Annotated in this window: 19 protein-coding genes; 6 read left to right on the top strand and 13 right to left on the bottom strand. The window is 71.8% G+C overall.

Annotation, left to right across the window (positions count from 1 at the left end):
- Positions 1–19: 19 nt before the first annotated feature.
- The 7 genes from RKD05_RS01625 to RKD05_RS01595 form a co-directional block, all read right to left on the bottom strand.
- On the bottom strand, positions 20–799 hold the full coding sequence (locus RKD05_RS01625) for an alpha/beta hydrolase (RefSeq protein WP_424707609.1): 780 nt from the start codon (positions 797–799) through the stop codon (positions 20–22).
- A 1-nt stretch (position 800) separates the two neighbouring features.
- Positions 801–1,952: a mannitol-1-phosphate 5-dehydrogenase gene (locus RKD05_RS01620; RefSeq protein ID WP_424707608.1), complete on the bottom strand. Its 1,152-nt coding sequence runs from the start codon at positions 1,950–1,952 to the stop codon at positions 801–803.
- Positions 1,949–2,386 (bottom strand): PTS sugar transporter subunit IIA, encoded by a 438-nt coding sequence (locus RKD05_RS01615; RefSeq protein WP_077050468.1) that lies wholly within the window; start codon positions 2,384–2,386, stop codon positions 1,949–1,951. Before RKD05_RS01615 ends, RKD05_RS01620 begins: the two co-directional genes overlap by 4 nt.
- Positions 2,387–2,486: 100 nt before the next feature.
- The gene (locus RKD05_RS01610) at positions 2,487–4,145 is read right to left on the bottom strand and encodes a PTS mannitol transporter subunit IICB (RefSeq protein ID WP_424707607.1); all 1,659 of its coding nucleotides are present in this window, start codon (positions 4,143–4,145) and stop codon (positions 2,487–2,489) included.
- Positions 4,146–4,197: 52 nt separating this feature from the next.
- Entirely contained in the window at positions 4,198–5,880 is a 1,683-nt protein-coding gene (ptsP, locus tag RKD05_RS01605; RefSeq protein ID WP_424707606.1) for a phosphoenolpyruvate--protein phosphotransferase, read from the bottom strand.
- Between the two features lie 15 nt (positions 5,881–5,895).
- Positions 5,896–6,171 (bottom strand): HPr family phosphocarrier protein, encoded by a 276-nt coding sequence (locus RKD05_RS01600; protein WP_022880318.1) that lies wholly within the window; start codon positions 6,169–6,171, stop codon positions 5,896–5,898.
- A gap of 23 nt (positions 6,172–6,194) precedes the next feature.
- Complete coding sequence (locus tag RKD05_RS01595) at positions 6,195–6,521, bottom strand: PTS sugar transporter subunit IIB (protein WP_424707605.1); 327 nt, start codon at positions 6,519–6,521, stop codon at positions 6,195–6,197.
- A 168-nt stretch (positions 6,522–6,689) separates the two neighbouring features.
- Here RKD05_RS01595 and RKD05_RS01590 point away from each other — a divergent pair, with 168 nt between their 5' ends.
- Positions 6,690–8,618 carry a BglG family transcription antiterminator gene (locus RKD05_RS01590; protein ID WP_424707603.1) on the top strand — a complete coding sequence of 643 codons (1,929 nt, stop codon included), beginning with the start codon at positions 6,690–6,692 and terminating at the stop codon, positions 8,616–8,618.
- A 36-nt stretch (positions 8,619–8,654) separates the two neighbouring features.
- On the opposite strand, the gene RKD05_RS01585 is transcribed toward RKD05_RS01590, so the two are convergent.
- The 4 genes from RKD05_RS01585 to RKD05_RS01570 all read right to left on the bottom strand — a co-directional run bounded on the left by RKD05_RS01585 (position 8,655) and on the right by RKD05_RS01570 (position 13,199).
- Positions 8,655–9,131 carry a nucleoside deaminase gene (locus RKD05_RS01585; RefSeq protein ID WP_424707601.1) on the bottom strand — a complete coding sequence of 159 codons (477 nt, stop codon included), beginning with the start codon at positions 9,129–9,131 and terminating at the stop codon, positions 8,655–8,657.
- Entirely contained in the window at positions 9,128–10,579 is a 1,452-nt protein-coding gene (locus tag RKD05_RS01580; protein ID WP_424707599.1) for a purine-cytosine permease family protein, read from the bottom strand. Before RKD05_RS01580 ends, RKD05_RS01585 begins: the two co-directional genes overlap by 4 nt.
- A 107-nt stretch (positions 10,580–10,686) precedes the next feature.
- Positions 10,687–12,369: a phospho-sugar mutase gene (locus tag RKD05_RS01575; protein ID WP_424707598.1), complete on the bottom strand. Its 1,683-nt coding sequence runs from the start codon at positions 12,367–12,369 to the stop codon at positions 10,687–10,689.
- A complete protein-coding gene (locus tag RKD05_RS01570) occupies positions 12,366–13,199 on the bottom strand; it encodes a purine-nucleoside phosphorylase (RefSeq protein ID WP_424707596.1) in 834 nt (277 codons plus the stop codon). Before RKD05_RS01570 ends, RKD05_RS01575 begins: the two co-directional genes overlap by 4 nt.
- A gap of 67 nt (positions 13,200–13,266) precedes the next feature.
- On the opposite strand from RKD05_RS01570, the gene RKD05_RS01565 reads away from it, so the two are divergent.
- A complete protein-coding gene (locus tag RKD05_RS01565; RefSeq protein ID WP_424707595.1) occupies positions 13,267–14,727 on the top strand; it encodes an NAD(P)H-quinone dehydrogenase in 1,461 nt (486 codons plus the stop codon).
- Positions 14,728–15,039: 312 nt separating this feature from the next.
- Here the strand turns inward: RKD05_RS01565 and RKD05_RS01560 are convergent, their stop codons facing one another.
- A complete protein-coding gene (locus tag RKD05_RS01560) occupies positions 15,040–16,806 on the bottom strand; it encodes a biotin carboxylase N-terminal domain-containing protein (RefSeq protein WP_424707594.1) in 1,767 nt (588 codons plus the stop codon).
- 77 nt (positions 16,807–16,883) lie between these two features.
- Complete coding sequence (locus tag RKD05_RS01555) at positions 16,884–17,531, bottom strand: Maf family protein (RefSeq protein ID WP_424707592.1); 648 nt, start codon at positions 17,529–17,531, stop codon at positions 16,884–16,886.
- A 57-nt stretch (positions 17,532–17,588) separates the two neighbouring features.
- On the opposite strand from RKD05_RS01555, the gene RKD05_RS01550 reads away from it, so the two are divergent.
- The 4 genes from RKD05_RS01550 to RKD05_RS01535 all read left to right on the top strand — a co-directional run bounded on the left by RKD05_RS01550 (position 17,589) and on the right by RKD05_RS01535 (position 21,895).
- Positions 17,589–18,836, top strand: a complete 1,248-nt coding sequence (locus RKD05_RS01550) for a class I SAM-dependent RNA methyltransferase (protein ID WP_424707591.1) — start codon at positions 17,589–17,591, stop codon at positions 18,834–18,836.
- Between the two features lie 107 nt (positions 18,837–18,943).
- Positions 18,944–19,609, top strand: a complete 666-nt coding sequence (locus tag RKD05_RS01545) for a response regulator transcription factor (RefSeq protein WP_022878030.1) — start codon at positions 18,944–18,946, stop codon at positions 19,607–19,609.
- The gene (locus RKD05_RS01540; protein WP_424707589.1) at positions 19,602–20,858 is read left to right on the top strand and encodes a sensor histidine kinase; all 1,257 of its coding nucleotides are present in this window, start codon (positions 19,602–19,604) and stop codon (positions 20,856–20,858) included. Before RKD05_RS01545 ends, RKD05_RS01540 begins: the two co-directional genes overlap by 8 nt.
- Positions 20,855–21,895, top strand: a complete 1,041-nt coding sequence (locus tag RKD05_RS01535; RefSeq protein ID WP_424707588.1) for a hypothetical protein — start codon at positions 20,855–20,857, stop codon at positions 21,893–21,895. The genes RKD05_RS01540 and RKD05_RS01535 overlap by 4 nt, the downstream gene beginning before the upstream one ends.
- Positions 21,896–21,995 lie beyond the last annotated feature (100 nt).

Here is a 21,995-nt window from a genome sequence, read left to right as displayed (position 1 = left end):
GCACGGCCCCGGCCGCGGGTCAGCGCGTCGGGAGGAACTCCGCCAGCTGCTCGGCGATGACGCGGTCGACCTCGGCGGGGTCCGCCGTCGGGGTGCCGTCGCCGGGCTGCGGGCCGTAGGCGCCGAACGACGCGTGCGAGGCGCCGGGGATCTCGACGAACACCGCGTCGGCGGGGAGCTCCTTCGCCGCGTCCGCGATCTTCTGCGGTGTGGACAGGCCGTCCTCGGAACCGGAGAGGCTCAGCACCGGCAGCCCCGACCCGGACAGGTCGTTCGCGCAGTACGAGGCGAACAGCACGAGGGCGTCGGCGTCGGTCGCGAGCTGACACGCGCGCACGCCGCCGAGGGAGTGGCCGCCCACGGCCCACACCGAGACGCCGGGAGCGAGGTCGGTGAAGGTCGAGAGGGGGCGCGGGTCGAAGAACGCGAGGTTCAGCCACGGGCGCGTGATCACCACCGTCACGCCGTCGTCGACGACCGTGTCGGTCAACGTCGCGACGTACCCGAGGGCGTCGACCTTCGCGCCGGGGATGAACACCAGGCCGCGGCCGGTGTCGCCCGAGGTCGGCGTCAGGATCACCGCAGTCGCATTCTCGGTGATCGTGAGGCCGGGGTTCGCGCGCGCCTCGGCGAGCGGATCGGGTTCGGCACCCATCACGCCGACCTGGCTGTAGATCAGGATGCCGACGACCGCCAGCACCACGAGGGCGCCGAGGCCGCCCAGGATCCAGCGCAGGACACGAAAACGCCGACGGGGCGCTCGGGGCGCCCCGTCGGCGGACGGTGGGGTGTCGGTCACCTCACGAGCGTAATGCGGCCTGTCGCGCGGCGACGATCTCCTCGACGCGGGCGAACAGCGGGTGCTCCGGCTCCAGGCCGGTCACCTGCGCGGTGAAGGCCGTGGCATCCAGTTCGCCGAGGAGTCGCTGCAGCTCGACGGCCTGGACGTCCTCGGCATCCTGGAACTCCAGGGCCGCGGCCATCGCGGCGACGAGTGCGTCGACGGGCAGGCCCCGCTCGATCGCCTCGGCGGCGGGACCCACGAAGCGCTCGTGACGCGAGAGCTTCCGCAGCGGCTGCCGACCGACGCGCCAGACCGTGTCGGGGAGCGCCGGGTTGCGGAAGCGGCGGAGGATCGTGTGGCGGTACTGGCTCTGTACCTCGGGGTCGAGTTCGTGCTTCTGCACGAGCAGCGCGCTCGTCTCCTCGAGAGTCGCCTCGACCTGGGCCGCGATCGCCGGGTCGGCGAGGGCGTCGGAGATGCGCTCGATGCCGGCCCGCGCGCCGAAGTACGCCGTGGTCGCGTGCCCGGTGTTGACGGTGAAGAGCTTGCGCTCGATGTACGGGGTCAGGTCGTCGACGAAGTGCGCGCCCGGGATGTGCGGCGGGTTGTCGCCGAACGGTCCGCGCTCGATCGCCCACTCGTAGAAGGGCTCGACCGTCACGTCGACGCCGCCGACGGCCTGGGCCGGGACGATCCGGTCGACGGCGGTGTTGGCGAACACCGCGCGGGCTTCGAGGGCGTCCCACGCCTCGCCGGCGAGGTCGATCACGTGCTCGCGCAGCTGGTCGGTCGCGCCGATGGCGTTCTCGCACGCCATGATCTGCAGGGGAGCGAGCGAGGGATCGCGAAGCGCCAGGCCCGCGACGATGTGCGGGGCCACGAACTTCAGGATCGTGGGTCCGACGGCGGTGGTCACCACGTCGGCGGTGGCGATCTCGTCCACCAGGGTCTCGGCATCCGTCGAGCTGTCGATGGCGCGGAAACCCGTCACCGTCTTGTCGGCGCCGCCCTCGCCGACCTCGTGGACGGTGTACTCGGATGCCGCGTTGATCGCCGCGACCAGCGGCGCGGAGACGTCCGAGAAGACGAGGTCGTAGCCGCCCTCGTGGAGCAGGAGGCCGACGAAGCCGCGACCGATGTTGCCGGCTCCGAAGTGGACGGCCTTCATGCGTTGACGGAGCCCGAAAGGGCCTCGAACAGCTCCTCGGGGGAGGAAGCGGCCTTCAGGCGTGCGACGTCGTCCTCTTCGGAGAAGAGGATGGCGATCTGCGACAGGATCTCGAGGTGCTCGTCGCCCTTGCCGGCGATGCCGATGACGAAGGTGACGGGCTCCCCGCCCCAGTCGACGCCGCCGTCGTAGCGGACGACCGACAGGCCGGACGTGAGGATCGCCTGCTTCGTCTCGTTGGTGCCGTGCGGGATGGCGAGTTCGTTGCCCATGTAGGTGGACACCGTCTCCTCGCGCTGCTGCATGGCGGCGAAGTATTCGCCGGTGACCGAGCCGGCGGCTTCGAGCAGATCGGCGGCTTCCTTCATCGCCTCCTCGCGGGTGGCGCTGCCGGGGTGGATGCGAACGGATTCGATGCGGAGGACGTCCGACATGGTTCTCGCCTTTCTCGTCGTGCTGTCCAGCCTCGCAAAACGCGGGCCGGACGGGAAGACGGAAGGGCTGGGGTTGCGCCCCAGCCCTTCCGTGTGGGTATTACTTCGCCTCGTGCTGACTGCGGACCATCTCCACGACCTCGTCGTACTTCGGCGAGTTCATGAAGTTGTCCACCGACACGTGGATGGCGTCGGGGTTCTGCGCCTTGGCGCGGTCGGTGAGCTGGTTCTGCGTGATGACCAGGTCGGCCGTGCCGTCGAGGTTCGCGATCGCCTGGTTGGTGACCGTGACGCCCTCGATGCCCGCCTTCTTGATCTTGTTGCGCAGGACGCTGGCGCCCATCGCCGAGGAGCCCATGCCGGCGTCGCAGGCGAACACGATCGTGTTCAGCTGCTTCGTGGCGACAGCGCCCCCGAGGCCGCCCAGGGCGCCCTCGACGTCGCGGTCGGCGGAGGCGGTGACGTCGTTCGACGTGCGCGAGCGCAGGCCGCCGAGGGCCGCTGATTCCTTGCCCTTGTTGGCCTCGGTCTGGTCGATGGCCGCGGCGAACGCGTCGTCGCCGCCCTCGGCCGCGAGGTCGCGCTTGCGCGAGGCGCGGAGGATGACGCCCGCGATCAGGAACGTGACCACGGCGGCCACGGCGACCGAGAGGTACACGACCAGGAGGTTGCCCGGTCCCGCACCGATCGCGGCGGCGGTCACGGCGATGATGCTGCCGGGAGCGGCCGGGAACACGAGGCCACCGCCGAAGATCATGTTCGTGGTGACGCCGGCGGCGCCACCGGCGATCAGCGCCAGGACGGTCATCGGCTTCGCGAGAGCGTACGGGAAGTAGATCTCGTGGATGCCACCGAGGAACTGGATGACGATCGCGCCCGGGGCCGAAGCCTTCGCCGCGCCGACACCGAAGAAGGTGAACGCGAGGAGGAGGCCGAGGCCGGGTCCGGGGTTCGCCTCGATGAGGAACAGGATCGACTTGCCGGTCTCGGTGGCCTGCTGGATGCCGAGCGGGGTGAAGACGCCGTGGTTGATGGCGTTGTTGAGGAACAGCACCTTGGCGGGCTCGACGATGATCGACAGCAGCGGCAGCAGGTGCAGGTCGACGAGCCAGCCGACCACACCGCCGAGGACCGTGCTGATCCCGAGGAAGACCGGGCCGAAGGCGAAGAAGCCGACGATCGCGAGGATCATGCCGAGGATGCCGGCGGAGAAGTTGTTCACGAGCATCTCGAAGCCGGGGCGGATCTTCCCGTCCCAGATCCGGTCCATCTGCTTCGTGATGTACGCAGCCAGCGGGCCCATGATCATGGCGCCGAGGAACATCGGGATGTTCGTGCCGACGATGACACCCATCACGGCGATCGTCGCGACCACGCCACCGCGCGCGCCGTAGACCATGCGGCCGCCGGTGTTCGCGATGAGGAGGGGCAGGAGGTAGGTGATCATGACGCTGACCAGGCCGACGTAGCCCTGGTAGGTGCTGCCGTCCGCGTTGGCGGTGAGTGCCGTCGCGGCACCCGGCCACCCGATCGTGGCCGCGTCACCGCCGCCGCCGATGATCTCGGCCACGGGGGCCCAGTGCCATCCGAAGGGGCTCTTCGCGCCGAAGAATCCGGCGGGGATGAAGAGCATAGTGATGAAGCCCCACGCGATGAAGGCCGCGATGTTGGGCATGATCATGCCGGAGAGGAACGTGCCGAATCGCTGGACCGCGACGCGTGCACCTCCCGGCTTCTTGGCTGTAGACGCCGTCGTCATTGCTGTGTCTCCTTGTTGTGGGATGCGACCGGGGTCGCGGGGTGTCAGCGGCTCAGGCCGCGGGGGATGCGGAGGCTGCCTGAGCGGCCTCCCGGGCGGAGGCCGCGTCGTCGGCGGCCAGGGCTGCCTCGGCGATGCGGCGCGCGTCGTCGAGAGAGTGGGTGAGGAGCGAGGCGCGGACGTCCGCGAGGGCGGTGGGCGCCATCGACAGCGTGGTCGCGCCGAGGCCGACGAGCACAACCGCGAGCAGCGGGTCCGCCGCAGCTTCGCCGCAGATGCCGACGGGCTTGCCGTTCGCGCGGCCGGCGGCGCCGACCTCGCGGATGAGGCGCAGGACGGCGGGATGCCACGGGTCCTGGAACGACGCGACCGAACCGAGCAGCCGGTCGGCGGCGAGCGTGTACTGCGTCAGGTCGTTCGTGCCGATCGAGGCGAAGTCGGCGATCTGCAGGATGCGGTCGGCGAGCAGCGCCGAGGAGGGGACCTCGACCATGACGCCCGTGGTCTTGAGGCCGTACTCCTTGGCCAGGGTCGTGAAGTAGCGGGTCTCCTCGACGGTGGAGACCATGGGCGCCATGACCCACAGGTCGGCCGGGCCCGCCGCGGACTTCCGGGTCTCGGCATCCGCTTCGGCGAGGGCGGTCAGCTGCTCACGCAGGATGTCCTCGCTCGCGCGGAGGGCGCGCAGGCCCCGGAGACCCAGCGCGGGGTTCTCCTCGTGCGCGTCGTTGAGGAAGGGGAGGGGCTTGTCGGCACCGGCGTCGAGCACGCGCACGACGACCTTCTTGCCGGGGAAGGCGCTCAGCAGCTCGATGTAGGCGGCGCGCTGCTCCTCGACGGTCGGGGCGGAGCTGGAGCTGAGGAACAGGAACTCGGTGCGGAAGAGGCCGACGCCCTCGGCGCCGAGTTCGACGGCCTCGGCGGCGCCGCCGGGCTTGCCGAGGTTGGCGAGCAGCGGGATCTTCGTGCCGTCGGACAACGCGCCGTCCGTGATCGGGGCGGACGCCGCAGCGGCTCGCGCGTCGGCGCGGTTCTTCGCCCGCTCGAGGTCGTCGGCGCTGGGGTCGACCGTGACGACGCCGGCGGCGGCATCCACGATCACCGTCCGACCGTCGACCAGGTCCTTCGCGCCGCTCGCGCCGACGACGGCGACGATCGACTTCTCCCGGGCGAGGATCGCGGTGTGGGAGGTGGGTCCGCCCTCGGTCGTGACGAGCGCGAGCACCTTGTCCAGGTCGAGGAGCGCCGTGTCGGCGGGGGCGAGGTCCTTCGCGACGAGCACGAACGGGTGGCCGGGATCGGGGATGCCGGGGGCCGCGACGCCGCGGAGACGCGCGATGACCCGCTGGGCGACGTCGTCGAGGTCGGCGGCGCGCTCGCCGAGGTAGCCGCCGAGGGCGACGAGCTGCTCGCGGAACGAGGCGAAGGCGTCGTGCACGGCGAACTCGCCGTTCTTGCCCGCGGCCAGGCGCGCGTCGACCTCGGCTTCGAGGGTCGGGTCCTCGGCGATCATCGCCTGCGCTTCCAGCACGTCTCGGGCGGCGCCGCCGGCCTGGGCGCCCCGCGCCTCGAGCTCGCGCGCGACGGCGGCCACGGCCTCGCGCACGCGGGCCGTCTCCTCCTCGACCGTGCGATCGCTGGGGCTGTCCTTCGGGGCGGGGAGGGGCTCCGCCATGCGCGCGATGGGTCCCTGGGCGACGCCCAGTCCGATACCGACTCCGCGAAGTTCCGTCATGTTCCTGGTGTTCCTTTACTCGGCGTCGTGGTCGGTGGTCAGCAGCTCGGCGAGGCGCTCGAGCGTCGCCTCGGCGGTGTCGCCGTCGGCCGTGAGAGTCACGTAGTCGCCCTGCTCGAGGCCGAGGGCGATGATCCCCAGGATGCTGGCGGCGTTGACCGGGGCGCCCGCGTCTTTCGCGATCGTCACCGGGATGCCAGACTCTTTCGCCGCCTGCGCGAAGAGCTTCGCGGGGCGGGCGTGCAGGCCGCGCGACGATCCGATGCGGACCGTCCGGGTGATCTGGGGCATGGGGATTCCTTTCCGGTGGCGGGTCAGACGGTGTCCGCGGATTCCCGCGCGCCCATCGCCTCTTCCACGAGAGCGAGCGTGCGGGTACCGGTCAGGTCGGAGAAGACGTCCTCGGGGAGCAGCACGACGTGCACCCCGCGTGTCGCGGCATCCTGTCGGATCCGCTCGAACTCGGGACCGAGGTGCGGGCCGACGAGAACGATGTCGGTCGCGGGCAGGTCGATCGGGAGCGACTGCACGGTCCCCGCCGCAGCGGAGTACGGGAGGCCGCGATCGTGGGCGGCGCGTTGTACACGCTGTGCGACGAATGTGCTCGACGCACCCGCGCCGCACACCACGAGGATCTTCATCGACCCGCCTCCTTTCCCTCGATTCTGCGCACCGGCGTTCACAGCGGACAACCAGGTTCGTTTCCCACCCCCCGGAACGTGGATGCCGCGCCCCCGGCGCCGCGGGTGACCTCGCGTGGTTGGATGGGGGAAGCGTTGCCGTTCCAGGGGCGGCGCGGAGGACGGATCGTGACGACGAAAGCTCGGCAAGACCGCCTGCTGGCCTTGCTGTTGCGGGACGCGGAGTGGTCCACCGCGGCGTCGCTGGCGGATGCGCTGGGTGTGACGCCGCGCAGCATCCGCTCGTACGTCACGGCGGTGAACGCGCGCGTCCCCGGGGGCGCGGCGATCGAGTCCGGTCCGCTCGGGTACCGCGCCGGCGCGGACGCGGCCCTCGCGCTGCGCGCCGGGTCGCCCGCCGACAGCGGCACGCCCCGCGACCGTCTGCACACCCTCGTCCGCCGGCTCCTCGACGCAGCCGACGGCATCGACGTCTACGAGACCGCGGATTCGCTGCACGTCAGCGCCGCGACGCTCGAAGCGGATCTGGCACGCGTACGCGGTTTGCTCGGCGGGACCGAGCTGACCCTCGAGCGCTCGGCATCCACCGCTCGTCTCCGCGGGACCGAGGTCGCTCAGCGCCGGCTGCTGTCCAAGCTCGCGCACGACGAGATGGATGCCGGGATGTTCGACCTCGACGCCCTCCGCCGCACGCTCGGCGAGAGGTCGGTCGGAGCGCGCGCGTTCGGACCGTTCAAGGCCGAGCTCGTCGCCGAACTCGGCGCCCTCGGCTACTTCGTGAACGAGATCGGCATCGGCGACGTCGTCATGCACATCGCGATCGCCGCCGATCGGGTCACGCGCGACCGGGGCCTGGGTGCTGCGGCGGGGGAGTCCTCGGATGCCGTGGACGCCGTCGCGGACCTCCTCGACCGCCTGACCCTCAAGCACATCGGCGTGCAGCTCGGCGCGGGCGATCTCCGTCACCTCGCGACCCTCGTCCTCACACGCATCGTCGCCCCGGGCGCTCCCGCGGCCGACGACGTGCGCTCGCGCCTCGACCCCGCGGTCGAGGGAGCCGTGCGCGCGGTCGTGGAGGAAGCGGCATCCCAGTACCTCGTCGACATCGCGCACGACGACTTCGTCCTGCGCCTGGCGCTGCACGTGCAGAACCTGCTGCACCGCTCGCGCGAGCAGGCGTGGTCGCGGAACCCGCTGACGCGCTCGCTGAAGTCGACGTACCCGATGATCTTCGAGGTCGCGGTGTACATCGCGAAGGGCCTGCAGGACGCGCTCGGCATCCCGATCCTCGACGACGAGATCGCCTACATCGCGATGCACGTGGGCGGACGACTCGAGCGCAGCCGCCGCTCCGACCAGCTGCTCACGGCGACGATCGTGTGCCCCGGGTACTACGAGCTGCACGAACTCCTCCGCTCGAGCGTCGACCGTTCGCTCGGGCAGGCGATCGAGGTCGTCGGCGTCGAGACGCGCATCGACCCGGCGTGGGATTCGATCGATACCGACCTCGTCCTCACCACGATCGACCCGCCGCGGCCCGGCGACCGGTTCGTCCGCATCCAGCCGTTCCTCACCGATGCCGACGTCGAGCGCGTGCAGGCCGCCGCGTCGCGGGTGCGGCGCGGGCGGCGTCTCGCGCGGCTGCGCGCCGAGCTCGAGACGTACTTCTCGCCCGACGCGTTCGTCCGTGGCCTGGATGCCGCCGAGGGCGAGGCCGGCGTCATCCGGCGGCTCGGCGGGCTGCTTGTGGACGAGGGCGTCATCGACGACGACTACGTCGTCCGGGCGGTGGAGCGCGAGGCGATCTCCTCCACGGCGTTCACCGACGCGCTCGCCGTCCCGCACGCGATGGGCATGACCGCGACGCAGACCCGCATCGCGATCGGCATCGCCGACCCGTCGATCGCCTGGGGCGAGGGTCGCGTGCAGGTGGTGGCGCTCGTGGCGTTCAGCGAGACCGACCGCGAGGCGTTCCAGACCGTGTTCGAGCAGTTCGTCGAGGTGTTCAGCGAGCGCGACAGCGTGCAGCGGATCGTGCGCCGCGGCACGGACTTCGCGGCCTTCCTCGACGAGTTGGTCGCGGTGATCGACGGCTGACGGACCCGCAAGTCCGGAGACGTCAGCGCCGCGCGGTCACTCCTCGCCGATGTCCTCGTTCCAGAGCGAGGGGTTCTCGTCGATGAACGTCGTCATCACGTCGATGAGCGCGGGGTCCTGCAGCACGTGCACGTCGACGCCGTTCTCGCGCAGCCAGTCCTCGCCGCCGTAGAACGTGGTGTTCTCGCCGATGACCACCCGCCCGATCCCGAACTGGCGGACGAGGCCGGAGCAGTACCAGCACGGGGAGAGCGTCGTCACCATCGTGGTGCGCCGGTAGGAGCGCTGGCGCCCCGCGGCGAGGAAGGCCGACGTCTCGCCGTGCAGCGCGGGGTTGTCGCCCTGCACGCGCTGATTGCGCCCCGACCCCAGCAGCCGGTCGTCGTGGTCGAAGAGCGCGGCGCCGATCGGGATCCCGCCCTCCGCCCGACCCTCGAGCGCCTCCCAGCGCGCGACTTCGAGCTTCTCCTCGTCGGTGGCGTACACGGCTCCGACGACGGGTGCAGTGCTCACGCGGCGTCCTCCGCGGCATCGACGTGGGCCACGATCTCGTCGTCGGTCAGGGGACCGCCCACCTTCGGCGCGAAGACGCGGAAGAGGACGACGTAGAGCACCCCGGCGATGAGGAAGCCCGCGGGCGGAGTAAGGTCGCCGAGCGGCGAGGCGGCGCCGCCCGTCGCCTGGACGACGACGCCGAGGAAGAGCGTCTGGTTGGAGAACAGCAGGATCGAGACGACCACCGCCACCACGAACGAGATCGGTCCGGCGGGGTTGCGGTACTTGGCCGTGTCGCTGACGAGCGCGGCGATGGAGGTGCCGCGGCGCAGGTAGCGGTCGACGAGCACGATGCCGAGCCACGGGGCGATCCAGTACGCGATGACCAGCAGGAAGTTCTCGTAGATCGTCGTTACGTCGGCGAGGATCGAGACGAGGGCGATGATGAACCCGAGCACGCCGAACCCGAGCGCGATGATGGCGCGGCGCAGCGAGAAGGGGATCCGCACGCCGGCCGCGAGGAACGACATGGCGCCCGAGTAGACGTTCAGCGCGTTGGCGGCGATGGCGCCGACCGCGATCGCCGCAAGCGTCAGCGCGCCGATCCAGCCGGGCATCCCGTGCACGAAGGCATCCGTGGGGGAGGCGTCCGCGGGTGCGATGATCAGCGCCGAGGCGGCTCCGGCCGACATCAGCACGGTGCAGGACACGAAGATGCCGAGGGCCGCCGCCCAGCCGGTCGCCGGGAGGCTGACCGTGCGGGGCAGGTAGCGGGTGTAGTCCGCGGCGTACGGCGTCCATCCGGCCGAGTAGCCGAAGGCGGCGGCCGCCGTGAGCAGGAACCCGCCGAAGGAGAAGCCGCCGCCGGAGATGCCGGCACCGACCTCGGGGTTGGCGAAGATGGCGATCGTGGCGAGAAGGAAGATCACGCCGAGCACGATGCTCGCGTAGCGCTCGAAGACCTGCACCAGGTCGTGACCGACGAAGGCGAGGAGGACCTCGAGCACGACGATGACCACGAGGCTCAGCCACACCGGCAGCCCCGTGAGAGTGGTCAGGGCGAACGCCCCGGACACCGAGTTGACGGCGAACCAGCCCAGGCCCGCCATGACCGTGTTCAGACCGGCCGGGAGGATGTTGCCCCGCAGCCCGAACGCCGTGCGGCTGAGCACGAGCTGCGCGAGACCCTCGCGCGGGCCCCACGTCGAGAGCACGCCCTGCGCGGCCGCCGCGAGCGCGTTGCCGACGACGATCGCGAGCACGGCCTGCCAGAAGCCGAGACCGAAGAACGCCACACCGATGAACCCGACGAAGACGGTCGCGAACTCGAGGTTGGGCGCCGACCAGGTGGCCAGCAGCTGCCACGGCGAACCGTGTCGATGCTCGTCCGGGATGGCTTCGATGCCGCCCGCCTCGATCTTCGTGGGCCGCGTCCTGGCCTCACTCGCGTGTGTCGTCGCACTCATATGCTCAACGTACGACTCGCCTGTTACCGGAACGTTATGGCCGCGTTAGGGGTGTCGTCGCCGGCGTCTCGCGGAGGGCCCGAGCACCGTCGGACCCTCCGCGGGCGTCAGCGCACCGCGGCGAGCAGTTCCTCGGCGCCGGCGCGCAGCGCCTCGAGGCGGCGGCGGGCCTTCTTCGCCGACGAGCCGCGCACGTCGAGGTACAGCTTCAGCTTCGGCTCGGTGCCGCTGGGACGCACGATGAGGCGCGAGCCGTCCTCGAGCCAGATGCGCAGCACATCGCCCGGGGGCAGCCCGTCGACGCCCTGCAGCAGGTCGTCCACCTTGGATACCGCGACCTCGCCGACAGCCGACGGCGGCTGGGCGCGGAGGGATGCCATGATCCCGCCGATCTCGCTGAGGTCGGTGACGCGCACCGAGATCTGGTCGCTCGCGAACGCGCCGAACGTGTCGCGGAACTCCTGCAGCAGGTCGGCGACCGTGCGGCCCTCGGCGCGCGCGGCCGTGGCGAGGCCGAGGAACGCGACGGCGGCGGAGATGCCGTCCTTGTCGCGCACGGTGTCGGGGTTCACGAGGTAGCCGAGAGCCTCCTCGAAGCCGAAGATGATCCCCGGCGCACGCGAGATCCACTTGAAGCCCGTGAGGGTCGCGTGGAAGTCGAGCCCGTAGTGCTCCGCCACGACCTGCAGCCCGGGCGACGACACCAGCGAGCAGGCGAGGGATGCCGGCTGCCCGGCGCCCCGATCGGAATCGGCGTGCGCACGCGCCGCCCGCCAGCCGAGCAGCAGCCCGATCTCATTGCCGGTCAGGCGACGCCAACCGCCCTCGACGTCGGCGTCCGGAATGGCGACCGCGAGGCGATCGGCATCCGGGTCGTTGGCGATGACGAACTCGGCGTCGGCGGAGCGGGCCGTCTCGAACGCGAGGTCCATGGCCCCGGGCTCCTCCGGGTTGGGGAAGGCCACGGTGGGGAAGCGCCCGTCGGGGTGGATCTGCGCCTCGACGACCACCGGGGCGGGGTAGCCCGCCGCGGCGAGGACGCGCTCCACGGTCTCCCACCCCACGCCGTGCATCGCGGTGTAGACCCAGCGCACGCCCTCCGCGCCCGAGGGGGCGGGGGCGACGGCGGCGGTGGCGGCGACGTAGGCGTCGACGAGCGACTCGGGCGCGTTCTCGTACCCGACGGAGCGGGGGAGGATCGTGACGTCGCCCGCATCGGCCACACGCTGGATGTGCGCGGCGATCTCGGCGTCGGCGGGCGAGACGATCTGCGCGCCGTCGTCGGCGCCGCCGAGGTAGACCTTGTAGCCGTTGTCGTCCGGCGGGTTGTGGCTCGCGGTGACCATGACTCCGGCGTCGGCGCCGAGGTGCCGCACCGCGAAGGCGAGCACGGGCGTCGGGAGCATGCGGGGCAGCAGGATGGCGCGCAGCCCGGCCCCGGCGAAGATCTCGACCGAGTCGCGCGCGAAGACGTCGGAGTTGCGGCGTCCGTCGTAGCCGACCACGACGGTCGGCGTCCCCTCGGGCTGCTTCTCGCGCAGGTACGCGGCGAAACCCGCCGCGGCCTGCGCGACGAGCACCCGGTTCATGCGGTTCGATCCGGCGCCGAGCGTGCCGCGCAGCCCGGCCGTCCCGAAGGCGAGGCGCGTCGCGAAACGGTCCTCCAGGTCGGCGGCCGCCTCGGCATCCCCGTCCTCCACCCGCGCGAGCAGCGCGGTGAGTTCTTCGCGGGTCGTGGCATCCGGGTCCTGGGCGAGCCAGGCGCGGGCCGCGGCGACGTGGTCGCTCACAGCGCGCCGATCACGCGGGCCAGGAGCGCCGAGATCACGGGCTCCGCCTCACGACCTGCCTCGAGCACCTCGGCGTGGCTGAGGGGCGTCTTCTGGATGCCGGCGGCCAGGTTCGTGATGAGCGAGAAGCCGAGGATCTCCATGCCGGCCTGCCGCGCGGCGATCGCCTCGAGCGCCGTGGACATGCCCACGATGTGTCCGCCGATGGTCTTGGCCATCTGCACTTCGGCGGGGGTCTCGTAGTGCGGACCGCGGAACTGCGTGTAGACGCCCTCGTCGAGCGTCGGATCGATCGACCGGGCGAGGTCGCGCAGGCGCTTCGAGTACAGGTCGGTGAGGTCGATGAACGTCGCGCCCTCGAGCGGGGAGTCGGCCGTGAGGTTGATGTGGTCGCTGATGAGCACCGGCTGGCCGGGCTTCCAGGTCTCGCGGATGCCGCCCGCGCCGTTGGTCAGGATCATCGTGGTCGCACCGGTGGCCGCCGCGGTGCGGACGCTGTGGACGACCCGGCGGACGCCGTGCCCCTCGTAGTAGTGCGTGCGTGCACCGATGACGAGGACGTTCTTGCCGCCGGGGGTGCGGACGCTGCGGAGGGTCCCGACGTGTCCCTCGAGGGCGGGCTTCGAGAAGCCGACGACCTCCGTCGCGGGGAACGCCGAGGTCTCCTCGCCGATGAGTTCGGCGGCGCGGCCCCAGCCGCTGCCGAGGGTGACCGCGATGTCGTGACGCTCGACGCCGGAGAGACGCGCGATGTCGGCGGCCGCCGCCGCGGCGATCTCGAACGGGTCGACCGCCGGGTCGTCGAGCGGGTGAGAGTTGCTGTGTGCCATGGACCCACTCTAGAAAGCCACGGCATCCGAGGCCAGGCGAACGGGGCGCGCGCCGCACTAGGCAAGAATGGATGCCATGGTGCAGAGCTTCGAGCGCAAGCAGTCCGTCGCGATCGTCGGCGGTGGCCCCGGCGGCTACGAAGCGGCACTCTCGGCCGCCCAGCTGGGCGCCGACGTCACGCTCGTCGAGCGCGCGGGCGTGGGCGGCTCGGCCGTCATCACGGACGTGGTGCCGTCGAAGACGCTGATCGCCACCGCCGACGCGGCCGTCGCGATCCGCAGCGCCAGCGAGCTCGGCGTGCAGCTGTTCGCGAAGGACGACCACGGCAAGCCGCTGACGCCCGAGGTCGCGATCAACCTCGCCGCCGTGAATCAGCGCCTGCTCTCGCTCGCGCGTCAGCAGTCCGACGACATGCGCGCGTCGCTGCTCGACGCGGGGGTCCGCATCATCTCCGGCCACGGGCGCCTCGACGGCCCCGGTGCCGTCGTCGTCTCGACCGAGGCCGGCGGCACGGACTTCGACCGCATCGAAGCCGAGACGCTCGTCGTCTCCGTCGGCGCCTCGCCGCGCGAGCTGCCGTCCGCCCGCCCCGACGGCGAGCGGATCCTCACGTGGACGCAGCTCTACAACATGAAGTCGGTGCCGCAGCACCTCATCGTCGTCGGTTCCGGTGTCACGGGCGCCGAGTTCGCGTCGGCGTACATGAACCTCGGCGCCAAGGTCACGCTCGTCTCGAGCCGCGACCAGGTGCTCCCCGGCGAGGACCAGGATGCCGCGGCGGTCCTCGAGCGCGTCTTCCAGCGCGGCGGCATGACGCTGCTGGCGAAGGCCCGCGCCGACTCCGTCGTGAACACCGGCGACGGCGTCACGGTGACGCTCGCGGACGGCCGCACGATCGAGGGCAGCCACTGCCTCATGGCCGTCGGCTCGATCCCCAACACCGCCGGCATCGGCCTGGAGCAGGCCGGGGTGCAGATGACGCCGTCGGGCCACATCCGGGTGAACCGCGTCGCGCGTACGTCGGTGCCGAACATCTACGCCGCGGGCGACTGCACGAACTTCTTCCCGCTGGCCTCCGTGGCATCCATGCAGGGCCGTCAGGCCGTCTTCCACGCGCTCGGCGACGTCGTCATCCCGCTCGAGACGCGCCGCATCACGGCGAACATCTTCACCGCGCCCGAGATCGCGACGGTCGGCTTCAGCGAGCAGGACATCGCCGACGGCAAGATCGACGGCGTCGTCAAGAAGCTGCCGCTGTCGGCCAACCCGCGCGCGAAGATGCAGGGCATCATCGACGGTTTCGTCAAGCTCATCGCGCGGCGGGGGAGCGGCACCGTCATGGGCGGTGTCATCGTCGCCCCGCGCGCGTCCGAGCTCATCTACCCCATCGCGATCGCGGTCGAGCGGCGCCTCACGGTCGACCAGGTCGCCCGCGTGTTCGCGGTGTACCCGTCGCTCACGTCGAGCATCACGGATGCCGCCCGCGCCCTGCACATCGTCGACCGCGACGACCCCGGCGAGGACTGATCCGGCTGCCGTTCCGGCATCCATCCCTCTCTCCGTGCCCGTGCCCGTGCCCCTGCTCGTGCCCCTGCCCTCTGCCTCTGGCGAGCTGCGATAGGCGCGACCGCGCCGCGTCCTGACGGACAGCGATAAACGCGATCCACGGCGGGGAACGTCCTGTCGCGCCGTTTCGTGCCGTGGATGCAGTTTCTCGCGGGGACCGCCGGGCGGCCGCGCAACGCAACGCCAACGCGGCAACGCAAAGCCCGGGCGGCCGCGCAACGCGACGGCGCCGCGCCCCCGGAGGGACGCGGCGCCGGACGCGAGCGGGATGCCTCAGCTGATGAGCAGCAGCTGGTGGCCCGCCGAGACGGTGGTGCCGGGGCTGGCGTCGATGCCGCCGATGGTGCCGTCCTTGTGGGCCTGGATGGGCTGCTCCATCTTCATGGCCTCGAGCACGACGACGAGGTCGCCCTTGACGACCTGCTGGCCCTCCTCGACGGCGACCTTCACGACCGTGGCCTGCATCGGCGACTTCACGGCGTCGCCGGTGGCGCCCGCCGTGGGGGATGCCGAGTGCGAGCGGCGCGACGGCGGGGCGACGGCCGGACGGCCGGGCTTCGCGGCGGGTGCGCCCAGGCGGTCGGGGAGGCTCACCTCGAGGCGCCTGCCACCCACCTCGACCACGACCGTGTGACGGCCGGGCGCCTCCGCGGGGGATTCGAGCTCGCCGTCCCACGCGGGGATGTCGTTCACGAACTCGGTCTCGATCCAGCGGGTGTAGACGCCGAACGTGCCGTCCTCGGCGGTGAACGCGGGGTCGCGGACGACCTTGCGGTGGAACGGCAGCACGGTGGGGAGACCGGCGACCTCGAACTCGTCGAGGGCGCGACGGGCGCGCTCGAGGGCTTCGGCGCGGTCGCGGCCGGTGACGATGATCTTCGCCAGCAGCGAGTCGAACGCGCCCGAGACGCTGTCGCCCGCGGTCACGCCCGAGTCGAGCCGGATGCCGGGGCCGCCGAAGGTCTTGAAGACGTGGATCGGGCCGGGCTGGGGCAGGAAGTTCCGGCCCGGGTCCTCGCCGTTGATGCGGAACTCGAGCGAGTGGCCGACCGGGGCGGGGTCGTCGTAGCCCAGTTCCTCGCCCTCGGCGATACGGAACTGCTCGCGCACGAGGTCGAGGCCGGTGACCTCCTCGGAGACCGGGTGCTCGACCTGCAGACGGGTGTTGACCTCGAGGAACGAGATCGTGCCGTCGGCCCCGATGAGGAACTCGCACGTGCCGGCTCCGACGTAGCCGACCTCGCGGAGAATGGCCTTGGATGCCGAGTACAGAACCGAGATCTGCTCGTCGCTGAGGAACGGCGCGGGGGCTTCCTCGACGAGCTTCTGGTGGCGGCGCTGCAGCGAGCAGTCGCGGGTGGAGACGACGACGACGTTGCCGGCGGCGTCCGCGAGGCACTGGGTCTCGACGTGGCGCGGCTTGTCGAGGTACTTCTCGACGAAGCATTCGCCGCGACCGAACGCGGCCACCGCCTCGCGCGTGGCGGACTCGAACATCTCGGCGACCTCGTCGAGTTCGCGCGCGACCTTCAGTCCGCGGCCACCTCCGCCGTACGCGGCCTTGATGGCGATCGGTAGTCCGACCTGCTCGGCGAACGCGATGACCTCGTCGGCTCCGGCCACCGGGCCGGGGGTGCCGGGCGCGAGCGGTGCGCCGACCTTCTCTGCCACGTGACGGGCGGTGACCTTGTCGCCCAGCGCCTCGATGGCGTCGGGCGAGGGGCCGATCCAGACGAGGCCCGCGTCGATGACGGCGCGCGCGAAGTCGGCGTTCTCGGCGAGGAAGCCGTAGCCGGGGTGCACGGCGTCGGCGCCGGAGCGGCGGGCGATCGAGAGGATCTTCTCGATCGAGAGGTAGGTGTCGGCGCTGGTGGCGCCGTCGAGCGCGTACGCCTCGTCGGCGAGGCGGGTGTGCAGGGCGTCCCGATCCTGGTCGGCGTAGACCGCGACGGAGGCCTTGCCCGAATCGCGTGCGGCGCGGATGACACGGACGGCGATTTCGCCGCGGTTGGCGACGAGAACCTTGGCGATCTTCGGCATCCACCCAGCCTAGCGAGGGGTGGTGCGGGTCTTTTGACCCACCTCCACAAGAAACGCCGGAAAACGTGTGGGGGAGTCTACGAACGGTTCCAGAGCGCGGTCCACGATCCGCCGAGCTCCCGCACGAGCCCGCGGACGGTCGACAGCGACATCCCGACGACCGTCGACGGGTCGCCCTCCACCCGCTCGATGAAGGCGCCGCCGAGCGAGTCGACGGTGAACGCCCCCGCCACGAGCAGCGGTTCGCCGCTGGCGACGTAGGCCGCGATCTCCTCGTCGTCGACGTCCTCGGCGAAGCTCACCGACGCCTCCGCCACGGCGAACGCCTCGCGCGGTTCCTCGCCGGGGACGAGTCGGAAGACGCTGTGCCCGGAGTGCAGCACGCCGGTGCGCCCGCGCATCTCGCGCCAGCGGGCCGTGGCGGCCTCCGGGGTGTACGGCTTGCCGAGGATCTCGTCGCCGAGCGCGAACATCGAGTCCCCGCCGATGACGAAACCGTCGAACGACGGGTCGTCGACGCGGAGCCGCTCCGCGACGTCCGCCGCCTTGCGGCGCGCGAGGAGCAGCACGTGTTCCGGGGCGGGGAGGGTGCGCCCTTCCGCCGCCTCGACCTCGGCGATCACGGCCTCCTCGTCGACCTGCGGGGCGCGGGCCTCCGGTTCGATCCCCGCCTGCCGGAGAAGCATCAGACGGGCGGGAGAAGTGGATGCCAAGCACACGCGCATGCGTCCACGCTACCGACGGCGCGGCCTCGCGGTGCCGCCGTGTGACAGGCTCGGAGGATGCAGAACGGCGACCTCATCGATCTCGACATCACCGGAGTCGCCCACGGCGGCATCTTCGTCGGGCGGCACGAGGGCCGCGTCGTCTTCGTACCCGACACGCTCCCGGGCGAACGCGTGCGCGTGCGACTCACCGACACGCGGAAGAAGGCGTTCTGGCGCGCGGAGGCCCTCGAGGTCCTCGACGCCGCGCCCGAGCGGCGCCCCCACGTGTGGGCGTCGGCCGCGATCGACCGCGCCCCCGAGGACCGCGTGGGCGGCGCGGAGTTCGGGCACATCGAGCTCGCCCACCAGCGCGCCCTGAAGGAGCGCGTCATCCGTGAATCCCTCGAGCGCGTCGGTCGCCTCGAACTGCCGGTCGAGGTCCGTCCGGCGGGTGCCGACGAGACCGCCGACGGCACCGGATGGCGTACCCGGGTGAGCCTGCACGTCGACGGCGCCGGACGCGTCGGACCGTTCGCGCCGCGCTCGCACCGGGTCGTCGAGACCCCCGATCTGCCGCTCGCCACCGCCGACCTTGCGCGCGTGGCCGCCGACCTGCGCGGTGCCGCCGAGGGCCGTATCGACCTCGTACAGCCGGCCGACGGCCGCGTCCGGGTGCTGCCGCGTCCGGACGGTGCCCGACCCACCGGGCCGGTCGAGGTCGTGGAGGAGATCGTCGGCGACCGTTCCTTCCGCGTCGACGCGGGCGGGTTCTGGCAGGTCCACCGCCTCGCCGCGGGTGCTCTCACGGAAGCGGTCGCGGATCGCATCCGTTCCTCGGCGGGCGACCTGGATCCGGATGCCATCCACCTCGACCTCTACGGCGGCGTGGGCCTTTTCGCGGCGACGTTGGGCGACCTCGGCGGTGCGTCCACGCGCGTGGTGAGCGTCGAGAGCGACCCTCGGGCGACGGAGCACGCGGGGGAGAACCTCGCGGAGTGGGTCGGCGCGCGCGCCGAGACGGCCCGTGTCGACCGCTACGTCGGTCGTCTGCGGGCCGATGCGTCCGAGCGCGAGCGCGAACGCCTCTCGCGCGGCGTCGTGGTGCTGGACCCGCCGCGGGCGGGAGCCGGCCGCGAGGTCGTCGAGGGCATCGCCGTGCTGGCGCCGCAGACGGTCGTCTACGTCGCGTGCGACCCGGTCGCGCTCGCCCGGGATCTCGCGACGTTCGCGGTCCACGGCTACCGTGCCGACGGGGGCGTGCACGGCCTCGACCTGTTCCCGAACTCCCACCACGTCGAAGCCGTCGTCGCCCTGCGTCGGTGACGCGCTGGTGACGCCCGCCCGTGACGCGCCGGTGATCCGTCGACGACCCGCCGATCGGGGGATGTGGACTCCCGTTCGGGAGCGGGTCGCGCGGATACGATAAGGGGATGACGCGCGTCGCCCTCATCGATGACCATGAATCGGTCCGACTCGGCCTCGAGGCTGCGCTCGCTCAGACGGGGTCCTTCGACGTGGTGTCCTCGGGTGCGAACGTCGCCGCCTACCTCGATTGGCGCCGCTCCGCGGGCGAGGCTCCCGCGGACGTCGTCGTGCTCGACCTCACTCTGGGTGACGGCACCACCGTGTCCGAGAACGTCGACCGGGTCGTCCGCGACGGGTCGAGCGTCATCATCCACAGCGTCGCCGACCGCCCGGCCGCCGTCCGCGAGGCGCTCGCCGCCGGGGCAGCGGGCATCGTGAGCAAGTCCTCGCCCACGCACGAGGTGCTGGCCGCGATCGACACCGTCGCGCGCGGCGAGCTGCTCGACAACGTCGAGTGGGCCAGCGCGGTCGACGGCGACCGCGAGTTCGCGGACGCGCAGCTGTCGGCGCGCGAGCGCGAAGTGCTGCGGCTCTACGCCGCCGGGCTCCCGCTCAAGGCCGTGGCGGAGCGCTTGGGCGTGGCGTATTCCACGGCCAAGGAGAACATCACGCGCGTGCGGGTGAAGTACGTCGAGGTGGGGCGCCCCGCCCCGACGAAGGTCGATCTGCTGCGGCGGGCGATGGAGGACGGCATCCTCCACGAGACGCCCGAGACGCCCCGCGATGCCTGACGTCGACCGCTCCGTCCTCGACGAGGCGTGGGCACGCATCCCTCACACGCGCGAGACCAGCGACGACCCCGGATCTTTCACGCAGAAGCGGATCGAGCGCGTCATCACGCTGCTGGTCGGACCTGCGTGCCTGGTCCTCGGGGTCCAGGCCTTCGTCGCGGCCTTCGGCCCGAGCGACGAGGCTGCGGGGTGGCACCTGCCGCTGGTGGTCGGTGTCTTCGTGCCGCTGGTCGCGATGGTCGTGGCGTGTGCGGTCGACCGCTTCGCGCGGTTGTTCTCCGGCCTCTTCGCGGTGCTGTTCATGGTGGCGCTGGTGCTGTGGCCGTTCGCGACCGCCGGGGGCCAGGCGCCGTCCCCCACCGAGAACCCCTGGATCTTCTACCTGATCAATGTCGCCACGGTCGCGACGGTCGTCGCCTTCCCGCTGCCGCTGCAGGTCGCCTGGACCGTCGCCGCTCCGCTGCTGTTCGGTGTGGTCCGACTCCTGCAGGCGGGCGGGCGTCCCGAGTTCCTCCTCCCCGTCGCTCTCGACGTCTCCTTCGCGCTGCTGTTGGGCAGCGTCCTGGTCACGCTGACGTGGATGTACCGGTCGATCGCGGCGAACGTCGACGAGACCCGCACACGCGCGGTCGCGAGCTACGCCTCGGCGGCGGCCACCGCCGCAACCGAGCACGAACGCGTCGCCGTCGCCGCCCTCATGCACGACAGTGTCCTGGGCGCCCTGCTCGCCGCGGAACGCGCCGCCACCCCACGCGAACGCACCCTCGCGGTGAGCATGGCGCGCGAGGCCCTCACCCGACTGGCGAACGCCGAGAAGGACGCCCTCGAGGGCACTGACGAGCCGATGGATGCCGTGGCGCTCGCCGAGGACATCGAGAAGTCCGCGCGCGACTTCGGCGTCGAGCTCGTCGTCATCCGGCGTGTGCAGGAGGGGACTCCCCGTGTCCCGGGCCGCGTCGCCCGCGCGCTGGTGCTCGCGGCCATGCAGGCCGTCGCCAACGCCGTGCAGCACGCGGATGCCGCCGCGCTCTCCGTCGAGGTCATGGGTTCGGCGGAGCCGGGCGGCGTGACGATCCGCGTGCGCGACGCGGGCCGCGGCTTCGATGTGAATGCGATCCCGGCGGATCGGCTCGGCATCCGCGGCTCGATCATCGCGCGGGTGACGGCGGTCGGCGGTCGCTCGACCGTGGATTCGTCGCCCGCGGGCACCACGGTGACCCTCGAGTGGGAGAGCGGGGACCGCTGGTGACCGTCCGCTCCATCCTCTCGGGCATCGCCCTCGCCTTCACGGCCTACCTCGCCGCCCGGAGCCTGCTGTGGACGCTGCCCGAGACGGTCGAGCGCGGCTGGCTGTTGATCGCGGCGCTCGTGATCTATCTGCCGATCACGTGGGTGTGGGTCCTCCTCCCGACCCGCCGACGCATTCCCGCGCCCGGTGATACGGAGACGGATGAGCGGCTCTCCCCGCCGCGCTGGGCCATCGCGCTCGCTCTCTTCGCGGCCGCCGTCGTCCCCAACGCCGCGTTCGCCGCGGTCAGCGAGGCGGGACGGGCCCAGCCGTTCGTCACGTGGGTGATCGGGGGCATCGGTGCGCTGATGACGGTCGTGATGGTGCGCCGCCGGACGATCGTGGCGTGGATCGGGACGGGCCTCCTGGCGGTCTCCGCGTCCGCCTGGTTGGGCCCTCTCTCGGCCCTCAGCCTCGGGCTCGTCGGTTCGCTGGTCTGGGTGGCGGCCGCTCAGCTGATCACGGTCGCCCTCGATCGGGTCGCGCGTGACGCGGAAGAACTCTCCGAGCTGCAGCAGGCGGCCTCGGCCTGGCAGGCGTCGCAGAGCGGGCGCCAGCGCGAGCGCCGACTGCACGTACAGCGAGCACTCCACGTGGCCGGCCCGGTGCTCGGTCGGACGATCGAGACGGGTGGCAACCTGCGCCCGAGCGAGAAGACCGCAGCCCGGCTGGCGGAGCAGAGTCTCCGCGACGAGCTGCGGAGTCCGCGTCTCCTGGACGACGGCGTGCGCGCGGAGATCGACGCGGCGCGTCGCCGCGGCATGATCGTGATGCTGTTCGACGAGGGTGGGCTGGATGACCTGCCCCCTTCCGCGCTGGAGGACATCCGGTCCGAGCTGGCGGAGATCGTGCGCGACGCCACCTCCGAGCGCGTGATCATCCGCTCGTCACCGCATCACGAGATCGCGGTCACGGTGGTCGGCCGCCGGGCGACCGTCGGGGCCAGCGCGGACGAGGACGACGTGGATCTCTGGCGCGAGATCCGTCGCCCCCGCTGACCGCCCACCTCCCGCGCCCGAACGCGCCGGGCCCGACGAGCGACGCCGCGAGCGAGCCGCGGCCGAACCAGAAGCCCCCCTCGGCGGGCGGCCGAGGGGG

Origin of the sequence: Microbacterium sp. SLBN-111, assembly GCF_049739645.1 — a bacterium.
Lineage (GTDB): Bacteria > Actinomycetota > Actinomycetes > Actinomycetales > Microbacteriaceae > Microbacterium.
This window is presented reverse-complemented; position numbering and strand designations above follow the sequence as displayed.

What these genes read in the sequence shown, in the direction of transcription:
- RKD05_RS01620 (WP_424707608.1), bottom strand. Translation starts at nt 1,952, where the DNA reads ATGAAGGCCGTCCACTTCGGAGCCGGCAACATCGGTCGCGGCTTCGTC.
- RKD05_RS01615 (WP_077050468.1), bottom strand. Translation starts at nt 2,386, where the DNA reads ATGTCGGACGTCCTCCGCATCGAATCCGTTCGCATCCACCCCGGCAGC.
- RKD05_RS01610 (WP_424707607.1), bottom strand. Translation starts at nt 4,145, where the DNA reads ATGACGACGGCGTCTACAGCCAAGAAGCCGGGAGGTGCACGCGTCGCG.
- ptsP (WP_424707606.1), bottom strand. Translation starts at nt 5,880, where the DNA reads ATGACGGAACTTCGCGGAGTCGGTATCGGACTGGGCGTCGCCCAGGGA.
- RKD05_RS01600 (WP_022880318.1), bottom strand. Translation starts at nt 6,171, where the DNA reads ATGCCCCAGATCACCCGGACGGTCCGCATCGGATCGTCGCGCGGCCTG.
- RKD05_RS01595 (WP_424707605.1), bottom strand. Translation starts at nt 6,521, where the DNA reads ATGAAGATCCTCGTGGTGTGCGGCGCGGGTGCGTCGAGCACATTCGTC.
- RKD05_RS01580 (WP_424707599.1), bottom strand. Translation starts at nt 10,579, where the DNA reads ATGAGTGCGACGACACACGCGAGTGAGGCCAGGACGCGGCCCACGAAG.
- RKD05_RS01570 (WP_424707596.1), bottom strand. Translation starts at nt 13,199, where the DNA reads ATGGCACACAGCAACTCTCACCCGCTCGACGACCCGGCGGTCGACCCG.
- RKD05_RS01565 (WP_424707595.1), top strand. Translation starts at nt 13,267, where the DNA reads ATGGATGCCATGGTGCAGAGCTTCGAGCGCAAGCAGTCCGTCGCGATC.
- RKD05_RS01560 (WP_424707594.1), bottom strand. Translation starts at nt 16,806, where the DNA reads ATGCCGAAGATCGCCAAGGTTCTCGTCGCCAACCGCGGCGAAATCGCC.
- RKD05_RS01555 (WP_424707592.1), bottom strand. Translation starts at nt 17,531, where the DNA reads ATGCGCGTGTGCTTGGCATCCACTTCTCCCGCCCGTCTGATGCTTCTC.
- RKD05_RS01550 (WP_424707591.1), top strand. Translation starts at nt 17,589, where the DNA reads ATGCAGAACGGCGACCTCATCGATCTCGACATCACCGGAGTCGCCCAC.
- RKD05_RS01545 (WP_022878030.1), top strand. Translation starts at nt 18,944, where the DNA reads ATGACGCGCGTCGCCCTCATCGATGACCATGAATCGGTCCGACTCGGC.
- RKD05_RS01540 (WP_424707589.1), top strand. Translation starts at nt 19,602, where the DNA reads ATGCCTGACGTCGACCGCTCCGTCCTCGACGAGGCGTGGGCACGCATC.